Annotated in this window: 23 protein-coding genes; 11 read left to right on the top strand and 12 right to left on the bottom strand. The window is 38.6% G+C overall.

The genetic code is table 11. The features are described from left to right. Nucleotides 1-20: 20 nt before the first annotated feature. Nucleotides 21-1,901, bottom strand: coding sequence for an MFS transporter (locus CWB75_RS08220; protein WP_138570375.1), 1,881 nt, complete (start codon nucleotides 1,899-1,901; stop codon nucleotides 21-23). 233 nt (nucleotides 1,902-2,134) lie between these two features. On the opposite strand from CWB75_RS08220, the gene CWB75_RS08215 reads away from it, so the two are divergent. The 3 genes from CWB75_RS08215 to CWB75_RS08205 all read left to right on the top strand — a co-directional run bounded on the left by CWB75_RS08215 (nucleotide 2,135) and on the right by CWB75_RS08205 (nucleotide 4,026). Then, complete coding sequence (locus tag CWB75_RS08215) at nucleotides 2,135-2,914, top strand: DUF2189 domain-containing protein (RefSeq protein WP_008111401.1); 780 nt, start codon at nucleotides 2,135-2,137, stop codon at nucleotides 2,912-2,914. A 172-nt stretch (nucleotides 2,915-3,086) separates the two neighbouring features. Further along, nucleotides 3,087-3,506, top strand: a complete 420-nt coding sequence (locus CWB75_RS08210; protein WP_010387564.1) for a CBS domain-containing protein — start codon at nucleotides 3,087-3,089, stop codon at nucleotides 3,504-3,506. Nucleotides 3,507-3,663: 157 nt separating this feature from the next. Further along, on the top strand, nucleotides 3,664-4,026 hold the full coding sequence (locus CWB75_RS08205) for a DUF2237 family protein (protein WP_010387563.1): 363 nt from the start codon (nucleotides 3,664-3,666) through the stop codon (nucleotides 4,024-4,026). A 33-nt stretch (nucleotides 4,027-4,059) separates the two neighbouring features. On the opposite strand, the gene corA is transcribed toward CWB75_RS08205, so the two are convergent. Then, complete coding sequence (gene corA / locus CWB75_RS08200) at nucleotides 4,060-5,016, bottom strand: magnesium/cobalt transporter CorA (RefSeq protein ID WP_010387561.1); 957 nt, start codon at nucleotides 5,014-5,016, stop codon at nucleotides 4,060-4,062. Between the two features lie 347 nt (nucleotides 5,017-5,363). Between corA and dps the strand changes: the two genes are divergently transcribed. After that, a complete protein-coding gene (dps, locus tag CWB75_RS08195; RefSeq protein WP_075169798.1) occupies nucleotides 5,364-5,888 on the top strand; it encodes a DNA starvation/stationary phase protection protein Dps in 525 nt (174 codons plus the stop codon). 254 nt (nucleotides 5,889-6,142) lie between these two features. After that, nucleotides 6,143-6,595, top strand: coding sequence for a c-type cytochrome (locus CWB75_RS08190; RefSeq protein WP_055012955.1), 453 nt, complete (start codon nucleotides 6,143-6,145; stop codon nucleotides 6,593-6,595). Nucleotides 6,596-6,620: 25 nt separating this feature from the next. Here CWB75_RS08190 and CWB75_RS08185 read toward each other — a convergent pair whose 3' ends face one another. Together CWB75_RS08185 and CWB75_RS08180 are read right to left on the bottom strand one after the other, a co-directional pair. Next, on the bottom strand, nucleotides 6,621-9,068 hold the full coding sequence (locus CWB75_RS08185; protein WP_249362318.1) for a DEAD/DEAH box helicase: 2,448 nt from the start codon (nucleotides 9,066-9,068) through the stop codon (nucleotides 6,621-6,623). A gap of 293 nt (nucleotides 9,069-9,361) precedes the next feature. Then, nucleotides 9,362-10,060 carry an NUDIX hydrolase gene (locus tag CWB75_RS08180; RefSeq protein WP_138570373.1) on the bottom strand — a complete coding sequence of 233 codons (699 nt, stop codon included), beginning with the start codon at nucleotides 10,058-10,060 and terminating at the stop codon, nucleotides 9,362-9,364. Between the two features lie 185 nt (nucleotides 10,061-10,245). Here CWB75_RS08180 and prs point away from each other — a divergent pair, with 185 nt between their 5' ends. Both prs and CWB75_RS08170 read left to right on the top strand, forming a co-directional pair. Further along, nucleotides 10,246-11,100, top strand: coding sequence for a ribose-phosphate diphosphokinase (prs, locus tag CWB75_RS08175; RefSeq protein WP_138570372.1), 855 nt, complete (start codon nucleotides 10,246-10,248; stop codon nucleotides 11,098-11,100). A 10-nt stretch (nucleotides 11,101-11,110) separates the two neighbouring features. Next, the gene (locus CWB75_RS08170) at nucleotides 11,111-12,706 is read left to right on the top strand and encodes a nicotinate phosphoribosyltransferase (RefSeq protein ID WP_138570371.1); all 1,596 of its coding nucleotides are present in this window, start codon (nucleotides 11,111-11,113) and stop codon (nucleotides 12,704-12,706) included. 112 nt (nucleotides 12,707-12,818) lie between these two features. Here CWB75_RS08170 and CWB75_RS08165 read toward each other — a convergent pair whose 3' ends face one another. Both CWB75_RS08165 and CWB75_RS08160 read right to left on the bottom strand, forming a co-directional pair. Further along, the gene (locus CWB75_RS08165; protein ID WP_138570370.1) at nucleotides 12,819-13,244 is read right to left on the bottom strand and encodes a hypothetical protein; all 426 of its coding nucleotides are present in this window, start codon (nucleotides 13,242-13,244) and stop codon (nucleotides 12,819-12,821) included. Nucleotides 13,245-13,296: 52 nt separating this feature from the next. Then, nucleotides 13,297-14,007 (bottom strand): VC0807 family protein, encoded by a 711-nt coding sequence (locus CWB75_RS08160; RefSeq protein ID WP_138570369.1) that lies wholly within the window; start codon nucleotides 14,005-14,007, stop codon nucleotides 13,297-13,299. A 564-nt stretch (nucleotides 14,008-14,571) separates the two neighbouring features. Between CWB75_RS08160 and CWB75_RS08155 the strand changes: the two genes are divergently transcribed. Continuing rightward, complete coding sequence (locus CWB75_RS08155) at nucleotides 14,572-15,897, top strand: MFS transporter (RefSeq protein ID WP_138570368.1); 1,326 nt, start codon at nucleotides 14,572-14,574, stop codon at nucleotides 15,895-15,897. Nucleotides 15,898-15,981: 84 nt separating this feature from the next. Here the strand turns inward: CWB75_RS08155 and CWB75_RS08150 are convergent, their stop codons facing one another. Both CWB75_RS08150 and CWB75_RS08145 read right to left on the bottom strand, forming a co-directional pair. After that, nucleotides 15,982-16,692 (bottom strand): hypothetical protein, encoded by a 711-nt coding sequence (locus CWB75_RS08150; RefSeq protein ID WP_010387555.1) that lies wholly within the window; start codon nucleotides 16,690-16,692, stop codon nucleotides 15,982-15,984. Nucleotides 16,693-16,772: 80 nt separating this feature from the next. Continuing rightward, nucleotides 16,773-17,627 carry a hypothetical protein gene (locus tag CWB75_RS08145; RefSeq protein WP_138570367.1) on the bottom strand — a complete coding sequence of 285 codons (855 nt, stop codon included), beginning with the start codon at nucleotides 17,625-17,627 and terminating at the stop codon, nucleotides 16,773-16,775. Nucleotides 17,628-17,945: 318 nt separating this feature from the next. On the opposite strand from CWB75_RS08145, the gene CWB75_RS08140 reads away from it, so the two are divergent. Genes CWB75_RS08140 through CWB75_RS08130 form a run of 3 tightly spaced genes read left to right on the top strand, consistent with a single transcriptional unit; the run spans nucleotide 17,946 to nucleotide 19,781 of the window. Beyond that, nucleotides 17,946-18,578, top strand: a complete 633-nt coding sequence (locus CWB75_RS08140) for an energy transducer TonB (protein WP_138570366.1) — start codon at nucleotides 17,946-17,948, stop codon at nucleotides 18,576-18,578. A gap of 14 nt (nucleotides 18,579-18,592) precedes the next feature. Continuing rightward, nucleotides 18,593-19,183 (top strand): sigma-70 family RNA polymerase sigma factor, encoded by a 591-nt coding sequence (locus CWB75_RS08135; protein ID WP_138570365.1) that lies wholly within the window; start codon nucleotides 18,593-18,595, stop codon nucleotides 19,181-19,183. Beyond that, the gene (locus CWB75_RS08130) at nucleotides 19,170-19,781 is read left to right on the top strand and encodes a hypothetical protein (protein WP_138570364.1); all 612 of its coding nucleotides are present in this window, start codon (nucleotides 19,170-19,172) and stop codon (nucleotides 19,779-19,781) included. Before CWB75_RS08135 ends, CWB75_RS08130 begins: the two co-directional genes overlap by 14 nt. Before the next feature lie 67 nt (nucleotides 19,782-19,848). Here CWB75_RS08130 and CWB75_RS08125 read toward each other — a convergent pair whose 3' ends face one another. The 4 genes from CWB75_RS08125 to CWB75_RS08110 all read right to left on the bottom strand — a co-directional run bounded on the left by CWB75_RS08125 (nucleotide 19,849) and on the right by CWB75_RS08110 (nucleotide 26,054). Next, nucleotides 19,849-21,525, bottom strand: coding sequence for a KAP family P-loop NTPase fold protein (locus tag CWB75_RS08125; protein WP_138570363.1), 1,677 nt, complete (start codon nucleotides 21,523-21,525; stop codon nucleotides 19,849-19,851). A gap of 200 nt (nucleotides 21,526-21,725) precedes the next feature. Next, on the bottom strand, nucleotides 21,726-23,102 hold the full coding sequence (locus tag CWB75_RS08120; RefSeq protein ID WP_021033151.1) for a Na+/H+ antiporter NhaC family protein: 1,377 nt from the start codon (nucleotides 23,100-23,102) through the stop codon (nucleotides 21,726-21,728). A 107-nt stretch (nucleotides 23,103-23,209) separates the two neighbouring features. Further along, a complete protein-coding gene (gene pbp4b / locus CWB75_RS08115) occupies nucleotides 23,210-24,868 on the bottom strand; it encodes a penicillin binding protein PBP4B (protein ID WP_138570362.1) in 1,659 nt (552 codons plus the stop codon). 10 nt (nucleotides 24,869-24,878) lie between these two features. Further along, nucleotides 24,879-26,054, bottom strand: a complete 1,176-nt coding sequence (locus CWB75_RS08110) for an exo-beta-N-acetylmuramidase NamZ family protein (protein ID WP_138570361.1) — start codon at nucleotides 26,052-26,054, stop codon at nucleotides 24,879-24,881. Nucleotides 26,055-26,247 lie beyond the last annotated feature (193 nt).

Below are 26,247 nucleotides of genomic sequence, written 5' to 3'. Positions count from 1 at the left end.
AGCGCTTTTTTATTACTAAGCTACTTTAAAGCAAGTACTCGATCACGTAAGTCATCGGCACTCACATTTTCAGACGCAACCGGCTCACCAATCGCTACGCTTACCAACGACCATTTGGGTCTAGGTAGTCGCCATTTAGTTTTTCGACTAAACATACTGCCCCATAATCCATCTAAATGAACAGGGATAACAGGCACAGGCGTGCGCTGAATTATTTTTTCAATGCCACGGCGAAATACATCAACCTCGCCATCACCGCTGAGCTTTCCTTCAGGAAAAATACCCACCAGCTCACCACGTTCCAGTGCTTGCGCAATGTCATCAAAAGCTTTATTAAACGCCTTAGGATTTGATTTTTGACTATCGATTGGAATGGCTTTGGCCATTTTAAATAACCAATTAAGTGCCGGTGAATAGTAAATAGGAGCAAATACAACAAACCGAATAGGCCTAGGTGACGCCGCTAAAATAAACATCCAATCAACAAAGCTAACATGATTACTTACAACCACCGCAGCTCCTTCATCGGGAATATTGAGCTGGCCTTTAGTGCGCACACGATACATACAAATCGCTAAAATATAGATAATAAAACGTAAGAAAAACTCCGGTACTTTGGTGTATATGTACAGCGATATTAGTAAATTAAGCCCTGCTAATAACAACAGTAATTGTGAAATATCCCAGTGTAATAGCGTTAAAGTAACAATACTTAAAACGGCGCTGCCAACCATAAACAATGCGTTTAATACATTGTTAGCTGCAATTACTCGTGAACGGCTATCGGGGTGAGTACGCTGCTGAATGAGTGCATACAAAGGTACCGTATAAAACCCTGCGGCAATACCAATTCCTGCCATCCAAACAAAATGCCATAGCATATCGCCAGTATTAATTACTTGCTCAAGAGTAAGCTGCAACTCATTAACTAAACGGTAAGATTCAATGCCAGGTTCTTGACTTAATAAATATAAAAATAAGGTAATTAACAGTGCACCAAAAGGCACAATACCCAACTCAATACGTGAGCGCGATAGCTTTTCACACAATAAAGATCCTAATGCAATACTCAACGAAAACACCACTAAAGCAGCCGTCACCACCAACTCATCGCCTCCCATTACATGTTTTACGTAGTTAGGGAGCGCCGTTAGTATCACCGCACCAATAAGCCAAAACCAGCTGATCCCTAATACTGACTTACCCACCGACTCGGTTTGTGCGTTAAGCGCATTAAAAACACTTTTGGTTGAAGTAATAGGGTTAATCGATACTTTTAAGTTAGCATCATTGGCTGCACTTTTAGGAATAAATCGACTGCTTAAAAAGCCAATAACTGCAAGGCTTACTATTGCGATACTGATATAAATAGGGCCCGTTGCTTGGGTTATATAATAGGTGCCAAATACCGTGCCCAATAAAATTGCTACAAAAGTACCCGACTCCACCAGTCCATTCGCTTTAGTTAGTTCATTTGGGGCCACATGCTGCGGTAAAATAGAGTACTTAAGCGGTCCAAAAAAAGTGCTTTGTAAACCCATTAAAAATACAGTACCTAACATTAACCAAACCTGCTCGGTTAAAATCGATACTACGCCCACCAGCATAATAGGTATTTCGCAAAACTTTACGATACTGATTAGTTTTGATTTTTCCAACTTTTCTGCAATTTGCCCAGCCATGCCTGAAAATAGAAAAAACGGTAAAATAAATAATCCTGCCGCCAGATTAGAATAAAAGGCACCATCAGCTACCGTAGCAGCCTGAAAAATTAAAATAAGTAGGATTGATTGCTTATAAACATTGTCATTTAAAGCAGAGAAAAACTGCGTCACAAACAGAGGTAAAAACCGTTTACTACCCAGTAAAGCTCCCTGAAATTGTTGTTTATTTTCCTTCATTACGGTCTCTTAAAATTAGCTTCAGGGCTTAGATTACCACTGTGGAAAAGAAATACGAACCCACTTTTTATGTACATGCTCAAACATATATTTAAATAAACAAAATAGCTAACCCAACAAAAATGACTAACAAATGAACAATGCGACTAAATCAATCGTATGAGTTGTTTATGAGTTGTAAATAAAACATCTATGTTCTAAACCTAAAAGGTGACTAAAAAAGGAGCATCTTTATGCCAACTACAAACACAATAGACAAAGACACTAAATTCGCACGTTGTTTAGAGTGCAACAAAGTAAATACATTTGCCGCTTTTCATTGGCTTTCGTTAGCGTTTAAAGATATGGCGCGCGCGCCCATGTTGAGTTTAATTTACGGTTTAATCTTCACGCTTATTCCGGTAGCGATTGTTTACTCTGTTGTACTTACCGACAGCCACTTAGCTATTTTACCTGCAACCGTTGCTTTTGCTTTAATCGGTCCGGTATTCGCCGTTGGCCTATACGATGTAGCCTGGGAGCTTGAGAAAGGCCATAAACCTACATTAAGCCATTCATTAAAATCAATGTTTCGTAACCCTGTAGGTGAGTGGGGTTTTGCGGTATTACTCATGGTAATTATGATTATTTGGATGCGCCTAGCTGCAATTGTGCATGCGTTATACCCAAACCATGTAAACCCCACCTTTGAAGAACTTTCTGCGTTTTTAACTATAGGCAGCATTATCGGTGGAATTTTGCTGGTCAGTGTGTTTTCAATTTCTGCATTTACGCCGCAAATTATGATGGAAAGACGCGTTGATATAATGACCGCAGTCGTTTCTTCAATCCACGCAGTTAAAGAAAACTTTGCAGCTATGGTAGTGTGGTCAATTTGTATATTTGTACTAGTAGCGTTGGGCTTTGCTGCAGGTGCCGCTGGATTTATTATTATTATGCCACTACTTAGTTACGCTAGTTGGCATGGATACATTGCTGTTATTAAAACAAAAACACCACGTGGTTATGAATAACATTTACCTGTAGTTTTATCACTTAATTAAATGCTTTTTGGCATTTAATTAAGTGTTGCCTCTTCTCCCTCAGTTTATAAAATCCGTAAAAACCTTGATCTGAATAAGGTGCAAAGCTTAAAAATAGCGCTAATATAAGCTGATACACCACAGATAATATAAAGGAATAAACATGAGTCAAAACGTTACAGACTTAATGACACCGAACCCATTTTCAGTGAACGTAAAAAGCACTTTGCATGACGCACATAATTTAATGAAAGAAAAAAACGTTCGCCATATTCCTGTTATTGACGAAGACGGCGCATTTGTCGGTATGCTCACACAAAAAATAATGGTCGCCAAAGTCATGGGTATCATGGCAACGTTTGGTGCTAATGCATTACAACGCAAAGAAAAACTCACAAAAGTAGAAGATATTATGGTGAGTGATTTTATTAGTGTAACCCCAGAGCAGCCGCTATCAGATGTCGTTAAATTTTTTGTAGATAATCGTCACGGTTGCATGCCCGTTGTTAGCGAGCAAGGTCAGCTAGTAGGTATTTTAACGTCTTCTGATTTTGTACGTTTAGCTGCAGCACTGCTCTCGTAAATATTCTTCTTTAATGAAAACTGTATTTAGCTTTGCCAAATGCAGTTTTTACTCACTTAACAGATATATAAAATTAACAGCATAGATAGCTAAGTCACTAACAGCCTGTTATGGTAAACACCCTGCTTTTAATGGTTATTACAAGGTAAGTTTTCATATGGCTAATCAATTAAATGTACTAGGAACTCGCTTACAACTTTGCTGTGGTAACGGTGGCTATACCCGTGAGGGGTTTTGCTATGTACCAGATTCAGACTTTGGCAATCATAGTGTATGCGCCATTATGACCGACGAATTTTTGCAGTTTTCCAAGGCGCAAGGCAACGATTTAATTAGCCCTAATCCTTTGTATGATTTTGCTGGTTTAAAAGCTGGCGATAAGTGGTGCTTATGTGCGATTCGTTGGTATCATGCCATTGCTGCGAACGTTGCTCCTCCTGTGGTACTTGAAGCGACAAACCAAAAAGCGCTCGACATTATTCCGCTTGAAGTATTAAAAGCACATCAGTATCCCGGTTAATGATTTGAGCGCTCAGCTTGCAACATTAAAGTATTACAACCACCCTTTATGTTTAAAAAATAAATAAGGGGCGAAGCCCGACAGCAACATAATGCCAATTGCAAATGGATAACCCCACTCCCAATGTAACTCTGGCATTATATTAAAATTCATACCATACACACTAGCCACTACTGTAGGCGGTAAGAAAACCACTGAAGCAATAGAGAAAGTTTTGATAATTTGATTTTGTTCAATATTAATAAAGCCCTGCGTTGAATCCATCAAAAAGTTTATTTTATCAAACAGAAAGGTACAGTGTGACATTAAGGTTTCTATATCAAGTACGATTTCTCGAAGTGACTCGCGCTCGTCATTTTGCGCGCCTAAACGACGTATTAAAAACGAAATATTGCGTCGAGTATCCATTAAACATAAACGCACTTTACCATTAGCATCTTCTAAACGAGCTATGCGACCAACCGCTTCTTCTAGGTCTGAGTTATCTTCTTCAAGTACATATGCGCTAAGCTTCTCTAATTGATGATGCATGTCTTCGAGCATATCAGCATGGTTTTCAACTTTTTGATCAAATAAAGTAATTAATAACTGTTTTGCCGTATCACATGCTACCTGACCTTTGCGCGCTCTTAAGCGCAATAGTCTAAAGTCAGCCAGTTCCTCATCACGAATAGTAAGTAAACAATTGTTTTGCAACAAACAAGCTACAGTCACAGTATTGAACCGTCCTTCGTTAGGTGACATAAACAATGCATGTACATGCAAACCTTCGCTATCGATAAAGCACCTTGACGACGTTTCAATCTCTTCTACATCGACCGAATCAGGAAAAGTTATATTGAGCGTTTTTGCAAGCGCATTTTGCTCCTGCGGTGTTGGATTAATAGTATCAATCCAATGTGCATTCCTTATGGATACTTCAACAGGAGTATCGGGCAACGGCTCTAACTCTTTGATCACTCCTTGCTCGATGGAAAAAAACCTCAGCATACACTTCTCCTTTAATAGATCTTTGGGTTGAGTATATGTAACAGATCATTAATCAACAATGATAATACCTCCATTAGAACAACTATAAAGAGCAAGCTATTTGCTAACACTTTTTAGCACTTCGATTTTGCAGAATTTACAAAAAAGTGCATATTTTTCATACCCTTTGAGATAAACACTCCTTAAAAGTTTATTAAACAAAAATTAAACCTTTAAATTTCAATTACTTAAATCAAATAATCTATCGGCATGCCCATTGCTTCTATTAGTACAAGACGTGTTCGTTATCGCAATTAAAACACTCACTTGAGTAAAGCGAACACTATTTTAAAATAGCAGGAGGAATAATGAGTAACAGTAATAATGCAAACAAAGTCGCTGAATTTACCGCTCCCGGTGTAGAAAACGAATCAGCAAATAAAGCAATATCTGTTCTAGAAGATCGCATGGTAGCGCTAATTGATTTACAGCTAACTTTAAAACATATTCATTGGAATGTAGTAGGTCCAAACTTTATTGGCGTACATGAAATGCTAGACCCACAAGTTGAAACCGTGCGTGAAATGACCGACACCATAGCAGAACGTATTGCCACTTTAGGCGGCGTGCCTGTTGGTACACCAAAATCAATTGTCGATCGTCGTTCATGGGAAGATTACGCTATAGGCAAAGGCTTGGTAACCGAGCACTTAGCTGCATTAGATAAAGTATATAACGGCGTTAACGGTGATCATCGTAAAGCTATTGAGTCACTCGGTGAGCTTGATCCGGTATCTGAAGATATGATCATTGCGCAACTTGCAGAGCTTGAGCAATATCAGTGGTTTGTGCGTGCCCATATAGAATCATCTACCGGTCAATTGAACAGTTAATATTTAAGATAAACGTTTAGTATACGAAGCCCAGCAAGTTGCTGGGCTTTTTCATGCTTGTAATGTTTCATTTCATCATTAATTATCATTCAACTCTTTAGTTATTCTCCTTGAGCATATATGCACAACAATTAGGCTATTCGCCACTCTTTAACTACACTCAAATTAGGCTATTTCTTAAAAGAAGCATTTGTTGACGCAAATGAATTTGCGTTAGTAATGCGTAAAATTAATTTGAGAATACAGGAGCTCTAATGAAATACACTCTACTAATCGTGTGTTTAATTGCACTCACAGGCTGTGATAAAGGAGTTGATTCTCCACGAGGTTTTAGCTTGCCAGAGGGGAATGCAGAACAAGGTAAAGCCGTGTTTTTAAAATATAAGTGCTTAGCATGTCACACCCTTGCAGGCGTTGAAGATAGCAGCGTAACAAAACATGACGATATTTCTATTAAGCTAGGAGGTAATAAAACCAAAATAATTACTTATGCTGAGCTGGTCACATCAGTAATAAACCCCTCACATCGGTTTTCTAGGCCTTATAGACCCGACGCCAGAAATGAAGATGGCAGCTCAAAAATGACGGTATTTAACGATACCATGACCGTATCTGAACTCACCGACTTAGTCACTTTTTTACAACCAAACTATAAACTTATTCCGTACCACAGAACTAATTACCAACTTTACTCTCACTACAAGTAAATATTGATAGCAAAAAAAACCGTTGTTAAGCAACGGTTTTTTTATACTTAAGTTTGTTAATGATTTTCTGTATACATATATTTTTATCAACCACCCATAATCCATAACTAATTGGAAACATCTCTATATTGGCTCGACTAAACAATTTATAAGTATCGAGTTCAAAAAAGTCACCCCATGGCCCCGGAAAACCTATTAAGTCAATTGCAAGGTAAGTGCCTTGATAACGACAAAGTATATCGACTTCAGTCCCAGCAATAGTATAACCAGCCCACGCCTCTATACTTAAATTTGTTAATTCTCTAATAACGCTTTGCTGAAACGCATCAATCTCTGTGGTTATTGAGTGAGTAGCCTTGAATTCAGAGACTGAATTTAAATAGCGCCTTAATAAATAATGTTCTGGTAACTGTGTTTCATCTATTGATAAAAATACGTATTGTTTTTGCCGTGAGCGTGTAATACACACATTAAACACATCGGCCTTATTAATATAAGCTGCAGCTCTTTTTGCTTTATTATCAACAGCAAAGGAAATAAACATAATGTCACGCTCCTCACCTTGAAAACCAAACGGAGTTGCAGCTCTAATTTTATGTTTTATTATTTCAGTTTCGCTAAATTGAGCCTCTATTTCTTGCGCAATGTACTCGGCTTGGCTTTGAAAGGGTGAAACAATCCCAATACTGTGATTAATTCCAGTACTTATGTCATCTATAAGCTGTAGTTTAATCATACTTACAATACGACTCGCCTCTAGATGATTAATACCCAAACTATCGCGAACTCCATTTACCCGCTCTACAAGCAAATTTCCCGAATTGGTGCAGGGTTTATGCTGCATTACCTTGAGCTTAGATTGATAAAAGTGCTGATTACTAAAATCGATTAGTTCAGGTTTACTTCTAAAATGCTCATCTAAAAATGCCAATTGTTTATTATCATTCAACGCATTTAGAGTTAAATCTAAAATAGAATTATCGCGATAACTCATAATGCCTTCATCTTTAAAAGTGACATCATTTTTAGACATAAGCTCAGCTTCTTTACTTTTTGCTAAAAAGGAATAATGCCTTAACTGTTTAGTATCACCGACAATCATAGCCCTTTTTGCGCGATAAAGTGCAGGCAAACAACTACTTATATTGCATTGTGTTGCTTCATCAATAATAACTAAATCAAACATTTCCGCCTTTAGCGGCAATACCCGATACACGCTATTCAAACTAACCAACCAAACAGGAAAAGCCGATAGCAAAGCTTCATATTCTATATTATCAAAAAGCTCAAATTGTCTTTTCGATGAGCGACTTCTAATTGCTTGGTTAAATGCACTTAATGATTTACGCTGAGTGTTAACGAGTGATTTCAAGTTTTTATTTTTTAAAGCACTCAGGTAATTAGCAGCAAGTCTTTCTCTTTTAATTTGCTGTTGATTAATTTGTTCTAACGAATGCCATTGCTTTGATAATTTTTTTATACCTTTTCGTGCCACACGAATATATAAATTTTTAAGCCACTCTATATTTTTTTGTTCAAGCTTATGAAGCCGATTTCCTCTAATAATAGCTCGTTGACAAAATTGACTAAAACGGAGCTCTAACTCATTTAGTGAGCTATTTAGTTTATTGAGTTCAAACTCTATAAACTCAGGACTCGCTTGTTCATCTGCTAAATATCCAGCTAATAAATCAGCAATGTAATCTTTTAATTTTTTTAAGAACTCTTTTTGTCCAGCTCTTATAGATATATCACTTAGACCAAAATTTTCATCTAACTTATCAGCTATCACATCTAGGGCTGGGTTGTTGTTGGCTACAATTAATACCGACTCGCCTCTAGCCATATGCTCGGCTGCAATAGCTGCAATTGTATAACTTTTCCCTGTACCAGGTGGTCCAGAAACACATCCAAGATTAATATTTGCGGCAATAGAAAGGACTTTTTTTTGCGGGGCTGATAGCAACCCAGGTAAATAATCATACTTCAGCTCCCGAGTAGCGGGAGCATGCTCTACATTAGAAAATAAATTATGCATGGGTGGAGACGCTATTTTTGACTCTATGATCTCTTCTAACTCATGAAGCACACCTCGACTACTACGGGAGCGCTCAACAAAAACCAGCATAGAAACAGGTAATAAAGAAGGTATTTTACTTTTTAACGCTTTTTTTATTTGGCTAAAATCAGCAAGTGATGGGTAATTTAAAAGCTCAAATACGTCTAATGCAAGCGAGCTGTCTTTGAGTAATGACGTCCAAAAATAAGCTGACTGAATATCTGCATTTTTATCAATACTTGTCTGGCCATCAACCTCCGGAATTAAAAGTTGAGTTAATGATTCATTTATATCAGGCTGAATATCATTAAGAAAAAAATAGTAATCATCCTTATCTTTTTCAATAATCGCTTCATTAAATAAAATGGGTGAGACAACCTGTTTTTGTTCACCTCTTACTTCAATATTACCCACGAATAAAAACCGAGCATACAACAATATCCGCTCTCGCTGATACATTTCAACTCGCTTCATCATTGGCTCTGCAAAGTCACTAGGCAGTGGAGCGCGAGGTAAAAATCCTGAGCCTAAATCATCGCGCCCTTCAAGAACAAAGCGATCTTCTTTTTTTAATTTGTTTAAATTCCATAAATTTAAATCTGCGCTATCTTCTTTATAGCAATCGCGGTAATACGAAAGTACATTTTTATTACTCAAAATTTAATTCCATTTAAAATTAAACAACCAAAAGTTAGAGTTACGAATAGTTAAACACTTAAGTTGCGCTCAAAGTTTACAATATCAACACCCGCTTTTACTTTATATAGTTGCGCTAATCGCCCACCCGATTTAACTTTTTCATCCAACGTTTCAAACATACCAGCAGCTTCAATACGTCTAATAATACTTTTACGTTGAACTGTTTTACCTATGATGGTTTCAATTACAGACTTAAACTGCGCCACGGTGAAGTACTCGGGCAAGCAGTAAACAGGCACCATTGAATACAATGCCTTATGCTTTAAACGCTCTTTAGCTTGCTCAATAATATGCTTATGATCAAAAGCCACGGGGAGATCGTTAACCAAGCCTACATCAATCCACTTTGCATCATCAACCGTCTTAATGTGAGTTGACACTTGCGCTTCTGCAATTAATGCAAAATAAACCAAGGTAATGCTAAAACCTCTAGGATCTCGATTAATACCCGAATAGGTATGTAGCTGCTCTAAATACTGAGGAGCTACACTAGTTTTCTCCTTTAGCTTTCGCAGCGCAGTCATACTCACGCTATCGTCAGTATCAACATCAACAAATCCACCAGGTAGCCCCCACCTGCCAATAAAAGGTTCATTAGCACGCTTAACCATTAGCACTTTCAAAGCCCCGTCTTTAACAGTGAATAAAACACTATCAACAGTAAATAATGGGTTTTTATATTCCGTAATATCGTAATTATTAGCCAAAGCAGTTCCACTTCAAGTTAATGTCTTAATGACACAATAAATTATACATTTATTAATTTCAACCTACGCACAATTATATACCTACTATAAATTCATTAATTTAGTTAAAGAAATAACTTGAACATAAAGAGTACATTTGCTAACTTATTTGTGTCGCTAGGACACAAACATTTAAAGGACATAAAATGAAAGTATTTAGCTATGACTCAACAGGTAGTAAATCGGTAATCGATTATGATCATTTTACTTTTTCAGGTGGTGAAGAACATATCAGATTTAATACTATTGATTTTTCAGACTCTAAAAAAATAGAGATTTTTGAACGACTAACCGATTCCTCTAAAGTCGTTAGATTAATGGTTGCTGTCGATGCATTAAAAAGATTAACAAATGAAGAAACACGTATTGAACTTGTGATCCCCTACTTTCCTTATGCACGTCAAGACAGAGTATGCGTTGAAGGTGAAGCATTAGGTGCTGCTGTTATGGCTAACTTTATTAACAGCTTAAATTTTTCTAAAGTCACTATTTGGGATGCTCATAGCGACGTATCTCCCGCTTTAATAAATAAAGTGACTAATATTGAACAAATTTCGCTGCTCACTCGATGCGAAGTGCTAAGCCAACGTTTATCGCGAGGCGAACTGACTCTTATTTCTCCAGATGCAGGGGCGAGCAAAAAAACCATTAAGATTTCAGAAAAATTCAATGGAGTACCTGAAGTCATCCAAGCGCAAAAAGTCAGAAACTTAAGAACAGGCGAAATAATTAAAACCGAAATTATTGGCGATGTAAAAGGTAAAAGTGTACTAATTGCTGATGATATTTGTGATGGCGGCAGAACATTTATCGAGCTTGCCAAAGTGCTAAAAAGTCATGGTGCAGTTGAAGTATCTCTTTTTATTACCCATGGTATTTTTTCAAAAGGACTGGATGTTTTTGAAGGGCTAATAGACAAAATTTACACCACTGACTCATTTAAACCTGCTAATGAATTTAAACACAGTAACAATATTAATTTAGAAATTATTGAGATGTAAGGAAAACACCATGACTATTACAGCTGCAAGTATGCAAAAAGATGTTTATAAAGAATTCCATAGCCGCGCTTATCACCCTGACGTAAGTGAAGTATATGCAAATTTCACATCACGAAGCGGAAAACTAAGTAACATAGAAAACAACGATAAAGTGGCGTTTGTTGGCTTACAGTACTTTATTAAAAGCTACCTTTTAGAGGAATGGAATGAGTTTTTCAAAACAGATAAGGCTACAGCAGTCGCTAATCACCAACGTATTATGAGCGCAATGCTTGGCTATACCGTTGACGTAAAATATTTAGAAGACTTACATGACTTAGGCTATTTACCATTAAAAATAAAAGCATTACCAGAAGGAACCCTAGTTCCTTATTTAGTTCCACCTATGACAATCGTCAATACTAAAACTGGTTTTCAATGGCTAACAAATATGATTGAAACTGTACTTAGCTGTGAAAATTGGCCAATACAAACAAGTACCACAACCTCTGTTGCCTACCTCAAAGTATTTAAGGAGTTTGCACAAAAAACAGGCATGCCTATGGAGTTTGTTCCTTTTCAAGGGCATGACTTTAGCTTTAGAGGGATGTTTGGTAAACATGCAGCTGCTATGAGTGGCTTTGGTCATTTAGCGTCAGGACTTGTAGGCACCGATACCATCCCTGCCGTTTTGTTTGCTGAGAAATATTACGGCGCTAATGTTGATAATGAGCTTGTTGGCTGCTCTGTTGATGCAACAGAACACTCGGTTACGTGTTCGTGGATCATGGAAGGTGAAGTTGAGTTCTTCAAATATTTGATGCAAGAGCAATCGCCAAAAGGAATTTTAAGTGTTGTTTCCGACACGTGGGACTTTTGGACATTAGTAACTGATTACCTACCGCAATTAAAAAACGAAATTATGACCCGCGACGGTACCTTAGTTATACGTCCAGACTCAGGTGATCCAGTAAAAGTACTCACAGGCTACACTATTTCACCGGTATCTGATTACCGTGAATTATTCGCCACTCAAGATGAAGCTGAAAAAGATGTCTTACAAAAAGGTTTTGAGGCATATCGTTTTAATGGCCAATATTTTGGCTTTGAAGGTAACAACACCATTGAATTGATGGAATGTGAAGTAAAAGGGCTTATTGAATGTTTATGGGATATATTTGGTGGCACAACAACACCAAAAGGCTACAAGCTACTTGATGAACACATTGGCGCTATTTATGGTGATGCTATAACTCTAACCCGTCAACGCCAAATTTTACAAAGGTTGATGGATAAAGGCTTTGCATCAAAAGTCGTACTAGGCATTGGCTCTTACAGCTATCAATACGTAACTCGCGATACACATGGCTCCGCAGTAAAAGCAACAAGCGTAGTAAAAGCAGGTGAACGCTTAGCTATTTTTAAAGATCCTAAAACTGATTCAAAGAAAAAATCAGCGAAAGGACTCTTAAAAATAGAGCGAGTCAATGGTGAACTTACCTTGTTTGATGACGTAACCGAGCAAGAAGAAACACAAGGGTTACTAGAGGTTGTTTTTGAAGACGGTAAATTAATAAAAGAAACCAGCTTAAATGAAATTAGAGAGTGTATAAACCAGCAGATTTAAGCTCAATATAACAAACTGTAGTTAAATCATTAGGCCTGTTACTCTTAAAAGGTCAACCGGCCTAATGATTACTTTATTTTAAACTACTGCTAAAGCGTTACTTTTTCAACCCTCAATTGAAAGGACATTCCACGCCTTCATTATTGAGGATTTCAGTTAGCTTGTTAATATTTTCATCTAATGATTCAAATAAAGTATCAAATGGCTCACTTGACCAATCACCATATTCACTTCGCCATGAAAACCATGCACAAGATTCAAACTCGTAAGCGTCATCGGTTTTGTCAGACCCATCGCCACGAAGAAATGCAACTAACTCAGTGAGTGTAAGACTTCCACTTTCAACTAACTGAAGCGCTTCAGGGCCAGTCAATATAGTCTCATTTGGCAATGAAATATCAACACACGACTCAACAACAAGTTCATAGCCCTTATGTTTAAGTAATACTGTTACTTGCTCATAGCTTGAGTGACCAACTAAAATACTAGCGTAGTTATCACTAATTTCACCATTTTTAAAAACCAACTTTTTATTCATCTGCATCCTTTCAATAGTTATTAAAATATAAAACAGTTATAAATTTTAAATATTACTCGGCATTAACCATGTCTTCAAATTTCATACCGGTCAGCTTGGTCAGCACTTTAATCACATAAATAAAAATTCCAATCAGCATTATCATAGATGGAATCGCGATCACTGGATAACTCAATAGCGTCATTTCACCAAGTTGCTCGTTAAATTCCACGCTACCTGCTGGGCTAGTAACAATCCATTTAGCTAAGAGGTAATTCATCGTTGATGAAAACACAAAGGTCAGCGCTAATAAGTAATTAGCATTAGTAATCTTTCGTTTAAAACTTTGCGTATTGCCGCGCTCATCAAGGGCATCGTAAATAGTGTCTAACTTAAATAAAAGTGAGTTTAATAAGAGCTTGGCTAGCAAGGGTTTACCAAAAAAGCCCGACATCAGCACGGTAAAACCAATGATTGCTGGTATAGCCGCTTCTTTAATTGCTAACCACTCAACATTAAGCTCAAACAGCGCAATACCACCGGTAAGCAAAGTACTTAAAAAGCCCAAAAGTGAAATAAAATTTAATGAGCCCGCTTTTATAAAATCATAAATACCGTAACTAATAGGGAATATAAGCGCCACAATTAAACCAATCACGCTGCCTAAATATTCAGGCCCTGAAAATTTCATTAAAATGACTGAAGGTATGATGATATTAAATACGATTTCGATAAGCGGATTATTCTTTTTACGCTTATTTATAGCTTGATTATCACTGGTCATTTTTGATTCCAAAAAATATTACTGCTGCCATTAGGGTCTGCTGACCTTTGCGGATTAAAATTTGTTCAAACTAGGGGCGGTTTAATCGCGGCGCGAGGTTTGTAACCTAGTGGGCTAAGTAAAAACCGAGCAACAAAGAGTAAATCGCCCCTAGGCAGAACCCTTCGGGCAGCGCCTGTTTGGCATTGATGCTGCGTTATCGCCTATTTATGGGGAATAACCACACCACATAGGCGCTGCCTTGCCTAAATACCAAACAGACTGCTGCAAATTCAACCTTAAAAGGTCAACAGACCCTAACTTCCTCTCTAAAGAGTAAGTAATGCTGAAAATTATCTTTATGCATAATACCCGCAATACACTCGCTATTCTAGCATCGCACTTAACCGTCCGATTTTTTAGGTCGCTATTTTATCCAAAGCTATTTTTATTAATAAAGAATTTATCGACCGTTCTATATTCTTATACTGAGTGTTCATTATTACAGAGCACATTTTTTACAGCTTGGAAAACCTTCATGCTTGCTCTAGTATCTAGTTGTCTTAGCTCATAATTTGCATCTTAATGAAATCATTTCCATCACTGTATTTTGCCAATTTATTTTTAATTATTGGTACCGGCTTACTTACAACCTATTTAGCCCTTTATTTAGGTAAACAAGGCACGTCTACGTTTTGGATAGGCCTAATGACCTCGTGTTATTACCTTGGCTTATTACTGGGTTCAAAACTTGGCTATCATTTAATTAAATCGGTGGGTCACATCAGAACCTTTGCCGCTAGTACCGCTGCAGTGACAGCCTGTGTGGCCGCACACGGAGTAAGCGACAATCTATATATATGGTTAGGCCTTAGGCTTTTTGTTGGCTTAGGGATGATGTGTAATTACATGGTGCTAGAAAGCTGGCTAAACGAACAATCAGCGCCTGAGTCTCGCGGGCGAGTCTTCTCTTTTTATATGATCACCTCTTACTTAGGGATGATTTTAGGCCAACTAGCGCTCGCACAATTTCCTGAGCTAGGGTATGCACCGCTATTTTTAGTATGCATGGCGTTGGCTATCGGTATTATTCCAATTTCTATCACTCGCAGAATTCACCCTAAACCGTTAAAGCCGATAAAAATGAGCCTGTTTGATTACGCTAAAAAAGTGCCACAGTCGCTTACTGCGGTGCACTTTGCAGGCATTATCAATGGTAGTTTTTATGGCCTAGCGCCTATATTTGCTAAGCTATCTGGCTTTGGCGCCGCAGAAATTGCTATTTTTATGTCGGTGACTATTTTTGCTGGTTTGCTAGCCCAGTGGCCAATGGGGATGCTCTCTGATCGCGTTCGCCGTAGCGTATTAATTCGAACTAATGCAGCAGCTATCGGTGTTGTAAGTTTGGCATTGTTTTTATTGCCTACTTCACAACTAACAGCTTACATACTCACTTTTATCTTTGGTTTATTTGCGTTTACTTTATATCCGCTTTGTTCTGCGCTAGCTAATTCGCGGGTTGAGGACGAAGAGCGCGTAGGCGTATCATCTGCATTATTAGTCGCTTTTGGCGCCGGTGCAGCAATAGGCTCAACACTTAACGCACAGCTGATGACCTACTTTGGTCACCAAGCATTGTATGCGTCAATTTCGCTATTAACCGTGGCTATGTACTTACTACTAACCTTTATTAACTCTAAACAAAAAGTTGAACAGCCAGAACCCAGTGATTATGTGGTCGGTACATCCGATGTTACAAACTCGCCACTGGCCGCTACGATGGATCCGCGCATTGAAGAAACCACCGCGCAAGATCAAATGTTGGTAGTAAATGAATATGATGATGAATTTTTTGAGCATCCCCAAGGGGAGCTGTTTAAAGATCTTCACGAAGATGACGTGAAAAATTAACTTTTACTGCTTTAAAGGCTTTCAAAACAAGCCAAGCAAACATCAATTAAGGGAGTAATTATACTCCCTTAATTGTTTTAGCTTTTAAGCAAACCCTGTTTCAATATCTCGAAAAGTCCACTTCCCATTTGGATCTGCAATATCAATTAACTCACATGCCTTTTTATTCCATGCAGCCAAGCAAGTAATGTAGTTTGTTAGTTGGTGATATGCACGATCAGGGGCGTCAGGGCGAATTCTCGACATAGTAAACCCGGAATAAGTAGCACCACTACCCACCCAGCTCACAATTGAAGAAGCAACACTGCCACCAGGAACAGCAAAACCAACAGTTGTAGTAACAAGACCTAAAATAGTTGCTGCTTTCTCAACACTATTACCTGTTTTCATAATATCTTCGTTTATCACTGGGTGTAATAAAGCTAATAAGTTGATTGCTTGGGGCTGATTTGAAGCAATAGCAACATCGTTAGATGTTTTTGCAACACTACCGGGTGCTGAAGCTCCCCCACGCATAGCAGGAAGTAAGCTATTAAAAGATTTTTGACTATTATTACTGGTAGAAAAAACAACGGACTGTGTCGTTAAGCCACCGGCTTTAACACGCTTTTGATCCCTAGGTGTTACAGTAGATTTATAGGTGCGTTGTAAGCGGCGATAAACCGCAGCACTGCACTGTGTCATTTGAATTGCCAAAGCGGCTTGCTCTTTGAAAGCCCGCCCAATAGCGCGCTCAGAAAGTTGAGTTAGTTGCGCTTTTTTCTTCAGCACATTTTGACCAATGATAATATCCACAAAAATATCCTTATTTATTATATGATAAGGCCGATTCTAGCATAATGCTAAGCAGAGATAACAGCTCAAAAAGAAAAACCTCATTGGCTTATCTGTGGCTTAAGATCGTTTAAATCTAAATGGATAGTCATTTCAAAATTATCAGGCTGTACAGCAACATCACTCAAACCTGTTCTCGCAAAATAATCTTCAAAGTCTTGCTGATATTTAGCCGAAAACTGCGTATACGCGGTAATAAACAAACTCAACTTTTTAGCTATTATTGGATAGGTAGCGGCAAGTTTCCGCAGTTTTTCAGGTTCAGCAAAGGCAAATTCAGCATAAATATTAAAGTCGTTTCCGACAGAGGTTTTACCATAATCAGACAAAAAGCCTGCGTTATAATCGGGTGCAGATTTATACTTTGTAAGCGCGTCAAAATTAGATGCTGCGGGTTTCCAGTCTTTTGGCAGCAAAGCTTGCCATGCAAATATAACGAAAGGTGAACGTATATAAACTAACGAGCTTAATTCATGATGAACCCCCTTCAACGAATTTTCGAAATTAAAATTCGTGCCATTCCATCCTGAGAGATTAACTAGAATTATGGAATTACTTGAATAGGTTCCTCCAGCAGCAGCCCCTTCTATAAGCATAGGTCCAGAAAGGTAAATAGCGTCAATTGCTTCAGCAACAAACCCTGGAGGATAGGTCGTTAATGCGGCCTCAATACCATCGAGTGACTCAGAAGCATCTGCAAGCGTAGTCATTTCCATTTCAAGAATTGGAGGCTCTCCATCACTAACTGCAAATTGTTCAGGGAAAAATAAACGGGGTTCACCAGCTTGAATGTCTACTTGGTGTGTTTTGGATAAACGATTAGCTTGCTCTGTTTCACTTTCGAAATATGAACACGCACTAACAAATAATAAAAAAACGAATATTGCTTTTTTCATTTATAAAATCCTTTTTAATGAGCATGCCTGAATGTTGCCACCGCTACTACTGAGAAGCAAAATCTAACAACAGCAGGGAAGCAACTTAAAGCTCTAAATTTCATCTACCTAGAGTAAATAAAATAGAAAATAACAGGCAAACCTTAAAATAACTACATTCTTTTTAGCCAACCCAAAATAAAAAAATCAAGAGACCTTTTATATAGGTTAAATACTCCCCCTGTATTTTTAATTAAATTTTAAAACTATTTAACCCCTTTTCTATTTTTCAGCCGTTATAGCTCTGAAACAACATAATAAGTTAATTTGGAGCGGCTTATGCACACACTTGAATTTCCTAAAAACCCCATGCTCAAAACATCAACAGCTGTTATTGGCGGTGCTGCGATGACCTTTATCGCATTTGCCTTTATGCAATACTTAATTAGTGGCGAACAAAGAGCACCTATAAAATTGGGTGATGATATTACTGTTGAGATTTTTCAAGCACCAGAAGATAAACAAACCACGCATATTAAAAGAATACCGCCACCACCCACACCTAAAGTACCGCCTAAAGCACCACCACGTGTAACACCTAGTAATGAGCCAATAACAGCAATAAGCACAGCACCACCCATAGTAATTGACGGATTTGGTAACGATATGAAGCAAACACTGACCCGCCCTACGGGAGATGCTTCACCCATTGTGCGCATAAATCCAAAGTACCCAACTACCGCAGCACGTGATGGTATAGAAGGCTGGGTGCAACTTAGCTTTAATATTTCACCCACTGGTGAAGTGATTGATGCCACGGTAGTAAATTCCGAGCCAAAACGCATATTTGATCGCGAAGCGCTTCGCGCAATTAAACGCTGGAAATATCGCCCAAAAGTAATTGAAGGTGTGGCACAATTACAAACAGGTCAAACCGTACAGCTTGATTTTAAATTAGACAGTTCGCAGTAAAGGAATAAGCGCCTATGCTATTGAGTATTAAGTCATGGTTATTTGAAGCGCCAAGCAAAGACTGCATGGCGCGGTATGCAAAAAGTGGCGACAACCGCCACTTAGAGCAGCTTATTGCCTTATACAGTAACGATTTATATCACTACCTAGTTACCCAGTCTAATACACATTTAGCATACGACGTAAGCCAACAAACATGGCTAAAGGTTATTGAAAAGCGCCACCTTTACCAAGCACAAACCACGCCCAAAGCCTGGTTATTTAAACTCGCACGCAACACCCTAATAGACGAATACCGCAAACAGCAACACTTTGTCGAGCTTGACGAAAACAGCCAACTGCCTGCGCAAAATAACAATCAAAGTGAATTAACAAGCAGTGACTCACACATAGGCGACACACACATAAGTTATGAAGCGTTTAATGCTGCGCTCAAGCAACTTAGTTTTGTGCAACGCGAAGCCATCACCTTACAACAAGAAGGCTTTAGCCTTACCGACATAGAGCTTATAACGCAAAGCAATGCCCAAACCATAAAAACAAGGCTACGCTACGCCAAACAAAACCTAAAACAATTATTAGGAGATTTTAATGAACAAGCCTGATGAGCAGTTTAATGAAAAGCTCACACAACATTATAACGAGCGAAAAGCACGTACCACTCTTTCTCACACTCAGCAACAGGCGTTAAAACACTCCGTAATCCAAAAAAAACCTAAAAAGCTTGGCTTTGCTCTGCAACTCACGAGCCTTACCTGCGCACTGTGCTTACTAGCCTTTATAGTGCTCGACAGTAACAACGTGATAAATACTTCCCCTAAAACCGTATTTAACACCATAGACATACACGACTACTCGTTTATAACAACGCATGAAATAGATCAAACAGGTAACTACGCAAGCACCATAACGCAACAAAAGCGCGCACTCGATACTCAACATGCCAATAACTTACGCCTACACCAGCAACACCACATAGAATACGGCACGCTCGTAAAGGTCGATAATGACTGGTACATAGCCAGCTGTAATGACGAGGTGCTAGTGCAAATTAAGCAGTCACTGCTCAGTGATTTAAAAGAGAAGCATGCAGTTGAGAGTAGTATAAATATGGGTGATATCCTCGCTATGGCACATAACGGCAAAGGGCAGATTATAGGGCTTAAACATGCGGGGGCTGGGGTTAGGGAATGTGGAGCTTAGTAGGTGGTAATTTAAATAGGTAATTACCACCGAGAACACAGAGGCGCTTTGCGCTGCACAGAGATAGTTAACTATCGCCCATGTAATCTAATGGCGAGGAAAGCTCTATAAAATCACGATATTGCTCTTTAGTAATTTCTTTATAGCCATCTTTTATATAAATATAATTTAACCATAATGTGGTTGCTTTCTCACAGATTTTAACCGAGTTGCTGGCCAACTGTTGCTCTACTCTATTTAACTTTTTTTCGCTCCCTCCCGCAGTACTAGAAATCATAGTAGCTATAGCCAAGAGCCTTTTTTTAAAAAATATTTCACAAAAAATATCATCTATAAATTTAGAAAATATTATTGGATACTTTCCATCAGAATAGTTGTTTTTCTTACGCCCTAAATTCTCATCATAGAAATAGGAAGTGTATGATTGAGGAGCAATAAAATAGGTCAACTCGGCAGACAGGTGTTCTTTTAATATATTTTTTTGTAAAAAAGTACTCAAACTTATATTTTGCATATCACCTTTATTGTCTGGCTCTTTCCGTTGAAATCGCCCACTAATTATCTCTTCATAAAGTGGGTGGTCTTTTTCATAGATACAAAACAAAATAGCGAGCACAAGTACATCAACTTTTTTACCACTTGGTAAATTAGCAATTATGGCAGTTATTCGCTCAGTGATTTGAATAGCTGTTCTTGGAGATACCTGGAATGCATCTAATACAACTGAGATATTAGCTAAAGCGGTTTCGGGTGTCTTTGTTCGAGGGAGTATCTCAATTTTTCTACTTTTTAAATACGCAGATTCAAATTTAGTTGTATCGCTATGTACTGATAAAAAATCCTTTAAAACAGGTCGTTTTAAGCTATAACGGCTATTAAAAAAGCGGCCTAGGTAAACTTTTGCATCAAAGCCTTCACCATAAATTGATTTGATTGTATGTTGAAGTTGCTCAGTATCCGTGGCCACAACAAATACAATACCTTTAACATCAAAAATATGTTTAATCGTCTCTAACATTTCTACTGCATAACTTGGGCGACAACGGTCTAATTCATCAATAAAAATAAATATAGGTAACGACTTACCTTCCTGCTTTTCAAACTTACTGACCCAATCATCTAACTTAGACTTTATTACTTCAATGCTTTTGTTTTTAGCTTCATGATCTTTAATTAAATTTTGCGCAAGCGCCTTTACTGCAGGCGAAAAGTCACTGCCAGTTAACTTGTTAGGATTTTGCTTTTGATCATCTTCAATTTCTTCATCAGAGAATAGTAATGTGTGTAACTCATCTAAATCTATGCCTGATATTTTTTTAGTTAGGCCTTGTGCAATAGCCGGTGCTACAGCCTTAAACATCGAAACTGCGCTTTTAGGAATAGTTATATCAAAATTCGCCTGAAGTTGTAGCTGCTTAATGATCCCCGCAATTACAGTTAAAAATGGGTCGTCTGAATAGTCTTGCTGCCATGCATCAATATATACAACAGGATAATTTACAATTAGTTCTTTTGACCAACGCTTAAGGAAGTAAGTTTTACCTGCCCCCCATTCAGCATTGAGATTTAATACATAGTTTTTCTTTTGCTCTTCATCAGGCTTACTTTTGTCAAAACCTTCTTGAGCCAATAGCCTTGATAAGAATGTGGCATAACGAGCACGATCTAATTTATCAGCAGGAAAATACTCCCCCAGTGAACGGTTGGTTGGCTTGTTCCAGTTGAAGTCTTTAATATCGTGCATTTAATTTCCCTTTAAACCATTCTTTTTCATATAGTGCCATACAATATTCAATAAACGTAACCTATTAATAAAAAGCTATTATTATTTATCTCTGCGTAGCGCGTAGCGCCTCGGTGGTGATCAATCTTAAACAAAAAAGCCTGCACTAAGCAGGCTTTTGATTAACTCACTTTGTTGGGTTTCGCTGTGCTCTACCCAACCTACAAAACAATTAAGCTCGTTACTAAGTAAGCTACAAACGTTAGGCCGCCGCCTACTAATGCATAGGGTAATTGGGTTTTAACGTGGGTGAGTAAGTCACAGCCTGAGGCGATGGCTGATACTGCGCTGGTGTCGGATATAGGGGAACAATGATCGCCAAATATCCCGCCGCCTAAAATAGCGCCTACCACCAGCGATGGCGGTAAACCGAGCGCTTGAATAAGCGGTACGCCAATGGGGATAAGTATGGCAAATGTGCCCCACGATGTACCTGTAGTAAACGACATAACCGCACCGGTTAAAAACAGCACTGGCACTATTAAATATATTGGTAAGTAATCGCCAACCAAAGATGCCACAAACACGCCTGTACCTAGCTCTTTTAAGCTTGCACCCAAGGTGAGCGAGAGCAATACAATACTTACCAGTGGAAGTAATTCGCCCATGCCTTTAAAGCCGGTATCGACTAATTGATGGTGTGTAAACTGGCGCGAACTAATCATTAAACAATAAGCCACAACAATAGCCAACACCGTGGCATACAATACCGATTTTGAACCACTGCCCTCGGCAAGTACGCCGTTACCGGTATAAAACATAAAACCGACCATGCTCACAATCAGCGTAAGTAATGGCACCAACATAAAGCGTGCTTTAGAGCCTTTTACTTCTTCTTTTAGCTCGGTTGTTTGTAGCTCTAGTTTTTGCTCGGCTACTTTCATTGGGCCATGTACTTTATCGAACGCAATGGTATAAAAAACAATAACCAGAGTGATTATGGCGTAAAAGTTATAGCCTACACTGCCCCACAATACCGATACCGCCGACTCGCCTAATTCGTAATTACCTAACAAGCCCAGTACAAATGCACCCCAGCCATTTAATAATATTAAAATACACACAGGGGCGCTGGTGCTATCGATGATGTAAGCTAAGCGCGCGCGGCTCATTTTAAATTTGTCGAACAGACCGCGAGATAAAATACCCGAGGTAAGCACACTTAAGTTTGACTCTATAAATACCGCAACGCCGGTAAACATAGTTAAAAAGCCCACTTGGCGCTTACTTTTAGCAACGCCTTTGTTCATCAGCAAATTAACAGTAGCAGCAACACCGCCAGATTCGCGAATATAGGCAAGTAAGGCGCCTATTAAAATACTAAAGATGAGTATACGGGTATTACCGGGAGAACTGGCCACAGCAACTATGCGCTCAATGCTATTTAAAAACGTAGTAAATACGCTATTTCCTTCACCTTGTAGGGCAAGTAAAAATTCCGATGAAATTACCGCAACAAGCAGCGCCATAATGACTTCTTTGCGCCAAAACACAATAATAATGGCAATCAGCGGTGGCAAAATAGAATACCAATGCATAAACAAACCTTTTTAATTTTTATAATAAACGCGGCTTTAACAGCCTTGGTTAGTTAATAGTAAGCAGTTAACTTAATAGATTTACACCATTAAGTCACTCACTGAGTTTACTGATTTAACAGCGCCTCATAAATTAATGAAACAATAGAACCATATTGAGCTGTTTCAAAGTTTTTACCTACAAACTGATAACGTTTTTCACTACCTTTAATTGGTGAATGGCGTGCATTGGTAAGTAAAACAATAGCTAAATCGTAAGCGGGATCAATCACAGTTACTGTGCCAGTCCAACCTGTGTGTCCATAAGCTTGTGGGCTGGCATATGGGCCAAAGTGCCAGCGCCGCGCTTGATTATTTCCTGCAAGACGAAAACCTAAGCCGTAGGTTTCATCGGTACTTTGTGGGGTTAAAAACTGCGCCAAACTACTGGCATTAAAAATTTGCTTATCGCCGTAACCGCCCTTATTGAGCAACACTTGGCATAAAACGGCTAAATCGGGGGCATTACTAAATAGTCCGGCATGGCCTGCTACACCATCAAGTGAATAAAAAGCACGCTCATCATGTACCTGCCCTTGCAGTACATTGGTGCGAATATTATCAAAATGAATACGGCCATCGCGGGTATTTCCACTTAGCTCCGTGGCGGCAAATTGCTGACGTTTAAAGCCTTTTTTAAGCGGGTTAAATAAGGTGTTATTGAGCTTTAAAGGCGCGTAAATATGCTGCTCTAGGTATTCATCGAGTGGTTGACCGCTAATACGCTCAATTAAAACACCTAAAATCATGTAATCAATATCAGAGTAAACATGCTGGGCGCTTGGCTCGCTAGCTAGTGGCACGCTGGTGAGCAGTAATTGTTTAGTGGTGTCGCTGGCTTGTGAAAAAAACGCCTCGCCATAGCGGGTATCTTTTCGATGAAAGTCGAACACTGGCGGATAACCGGCTTTATGAGTGAGTAAATCTTTAACTTGGCGCAGCTCTCGTCCATCGCCTTGGTATTCTGTTAGGTAATCACTCACTCTGTTATTTATATTTAATCGCCCTTCGCTCACAAGCTTCATTAGTGCAAAGTTAGTGGCAAATATTTTTGTGTTTGAGGCTAAATCAAAGAGTGTATTTGTTTGCATGGGCTCTGGGCGTAACAACATTAAGTCATTTTGCTGATATTGCTTGGCATCACCATAAGCGGTTAATTTTAATATCTTACCCGCTTTAATTACCGCTAATACCGCTCCCGGAAAGCCTGCTTTTATATCGTTTTCTATTAGTTTATCTACGGCACTAAAATCAATGGTTTTAGCCGCTGAGCTATTTAGAGTAGCAAAGGCAAATCGCAGCGTTAAACTGCCGCCAGCAGGTTGAATGTTATCAACCTTAAAAGTGTTAACTCCGTTGTGAGTGTACTGCCCTAAATTAAAGGCATACTCAGTATTTTTTTGCAGGGTATCAAGCGCTAACTTTTTATTATTAATATAAATATCGGCACTTAAGGCGCTTTCATTTTGTAGTAATAATTGCCCGCGCCCTTTATACGCTTTAAAGGTCCCACGATTATTTACATATTCTCGGCTACTGGGGTTGGACTCAGGAAAGGTAGCAATAACTTGCGCATTAGCGAGGCTCTGTATTTGATTAGGAATAAACGGGCGCTGAGATTTAATTACACTGCTTGCGCCACTGCAACCGGTAATAATAAAGCAAAGCGTAATTGTCAGTGCGTTAAAAAAAGTACGCTTTGCTAACACGGAAAAATTTAAATACACACTCATTCCTTTATTGGTAGAGCAAATAAGGCGCTCTTTGCTGTTTAAATTGCTCAAGCCCCGCTTGCCAACTTTGCTTAATTTCCTCAGCTGTTCGGCCCGCTTCTATGGCAAGTCTGAGCTGATCAGTTCCTGCGAGTTTATCCATAAAATAGGCACGTTCAAAAAACACCTGCTTAGCCTGTGTAAGCTGCTGGTAAGCATTAATTAAATAATTTAAGTTTAAGCCTGTGATATTACTATGGCGTAAATCAATCCCTTTCACCATTTGGTCTTTAAATTTAGGATTAAGCGCTGCGCCTTTTATTGAACGCGGGGTAAAGCTAAAGTCCCCAAGTGCTACTGGTGAATAACCAATAACCTGAAATGCAAAGTCAGTTCCTCTACCTATGCTAACAGGGGTTGCTTCAAAAAAGCACAACGACGGATACAGCGCTATTGATTGATCGTTGGGTAAATTAGGGCTTGGTTTTACCGGCAAGCTATAACGACTGGTGCGGGTGTAATGAGCAACACTGATCACGCTCAGTTGTAAATTAGCAGCTTGATTGATCCAGCCCTCGCCTTTGATCATTTTAGCTAGCTCGCCTACCGTCATACCGTGTAATACAGGGATTGGATGCATACCCACAAACGATTTAAACTGCGGTTCTAAAATTGGCCCGTCAATATGGCTAATATTAGGATTTGGCCTATCAAGGACTATAAACTCAACACCTTGTTCAGCCGCAGCCTCCATCATGTAATGCATAGAGCTAATGTAAGTATAAAAACGTACGCCCACATCTTGAATATCAAAAATTATCACATCAACATCGCTAAGTACCTTGGCGCTTGGTTTTTTGTTTTTACCGTAAATAGAAATCAGTGGAATACCGGTTTTGCTATCAACGGCGTTTTTAACATGCGCTCCCGCGTCATGATCGCCTCGAAAGCCATGCTCAGGTGCAAAAATTTTAGTAATATTGATGTTTTTAGCCAGCAAGCTATCAACTAAATGCGTTTGCCCCACGACAGAAGTTTGATTGACCACCAGCCCTACACGTTTATTTTTTAATTGCGGTAAGTACAAAGCAAACTGTTCTGCACCTACGGCGATTGTATGTTTAGCCTCATTTGCGTGTGCGGTAACAGTAAAAAGTGCGCTTAAAATAAATAAGAATATAAAAAATACGGTTTTAAACATACAGCAAGATCCTTTTAAACAAGACGTTCAAAATAACACAGCCGAGTTTAAAGAGCAGCTTAGGTTTTAGGTTTTAGGTTTTAGGTTTTAGGTTTTAGGTTTTAGGTTTTAGGTTTTAGTTTTTATAAAAAATAAACATTAAATCATTATGTGATTTAATATTAGATTAACAAATTTAAATATCTAATTATAT

This window comes from Pseudoalteromonas sp. S1608 (assembly GCF_005887265.1).
Taxonomy (GTDB): domain Bacteria; phylum Pseudomonadota; class Gammaproteobacteria; order Enterobacterales; family Alteromonadaceae; genus Pseudoalteromonas; species Pseudoalteromonas undina.
This window is presented reverse-complemented; position numbering and strand designations above follow the sequence as displayed.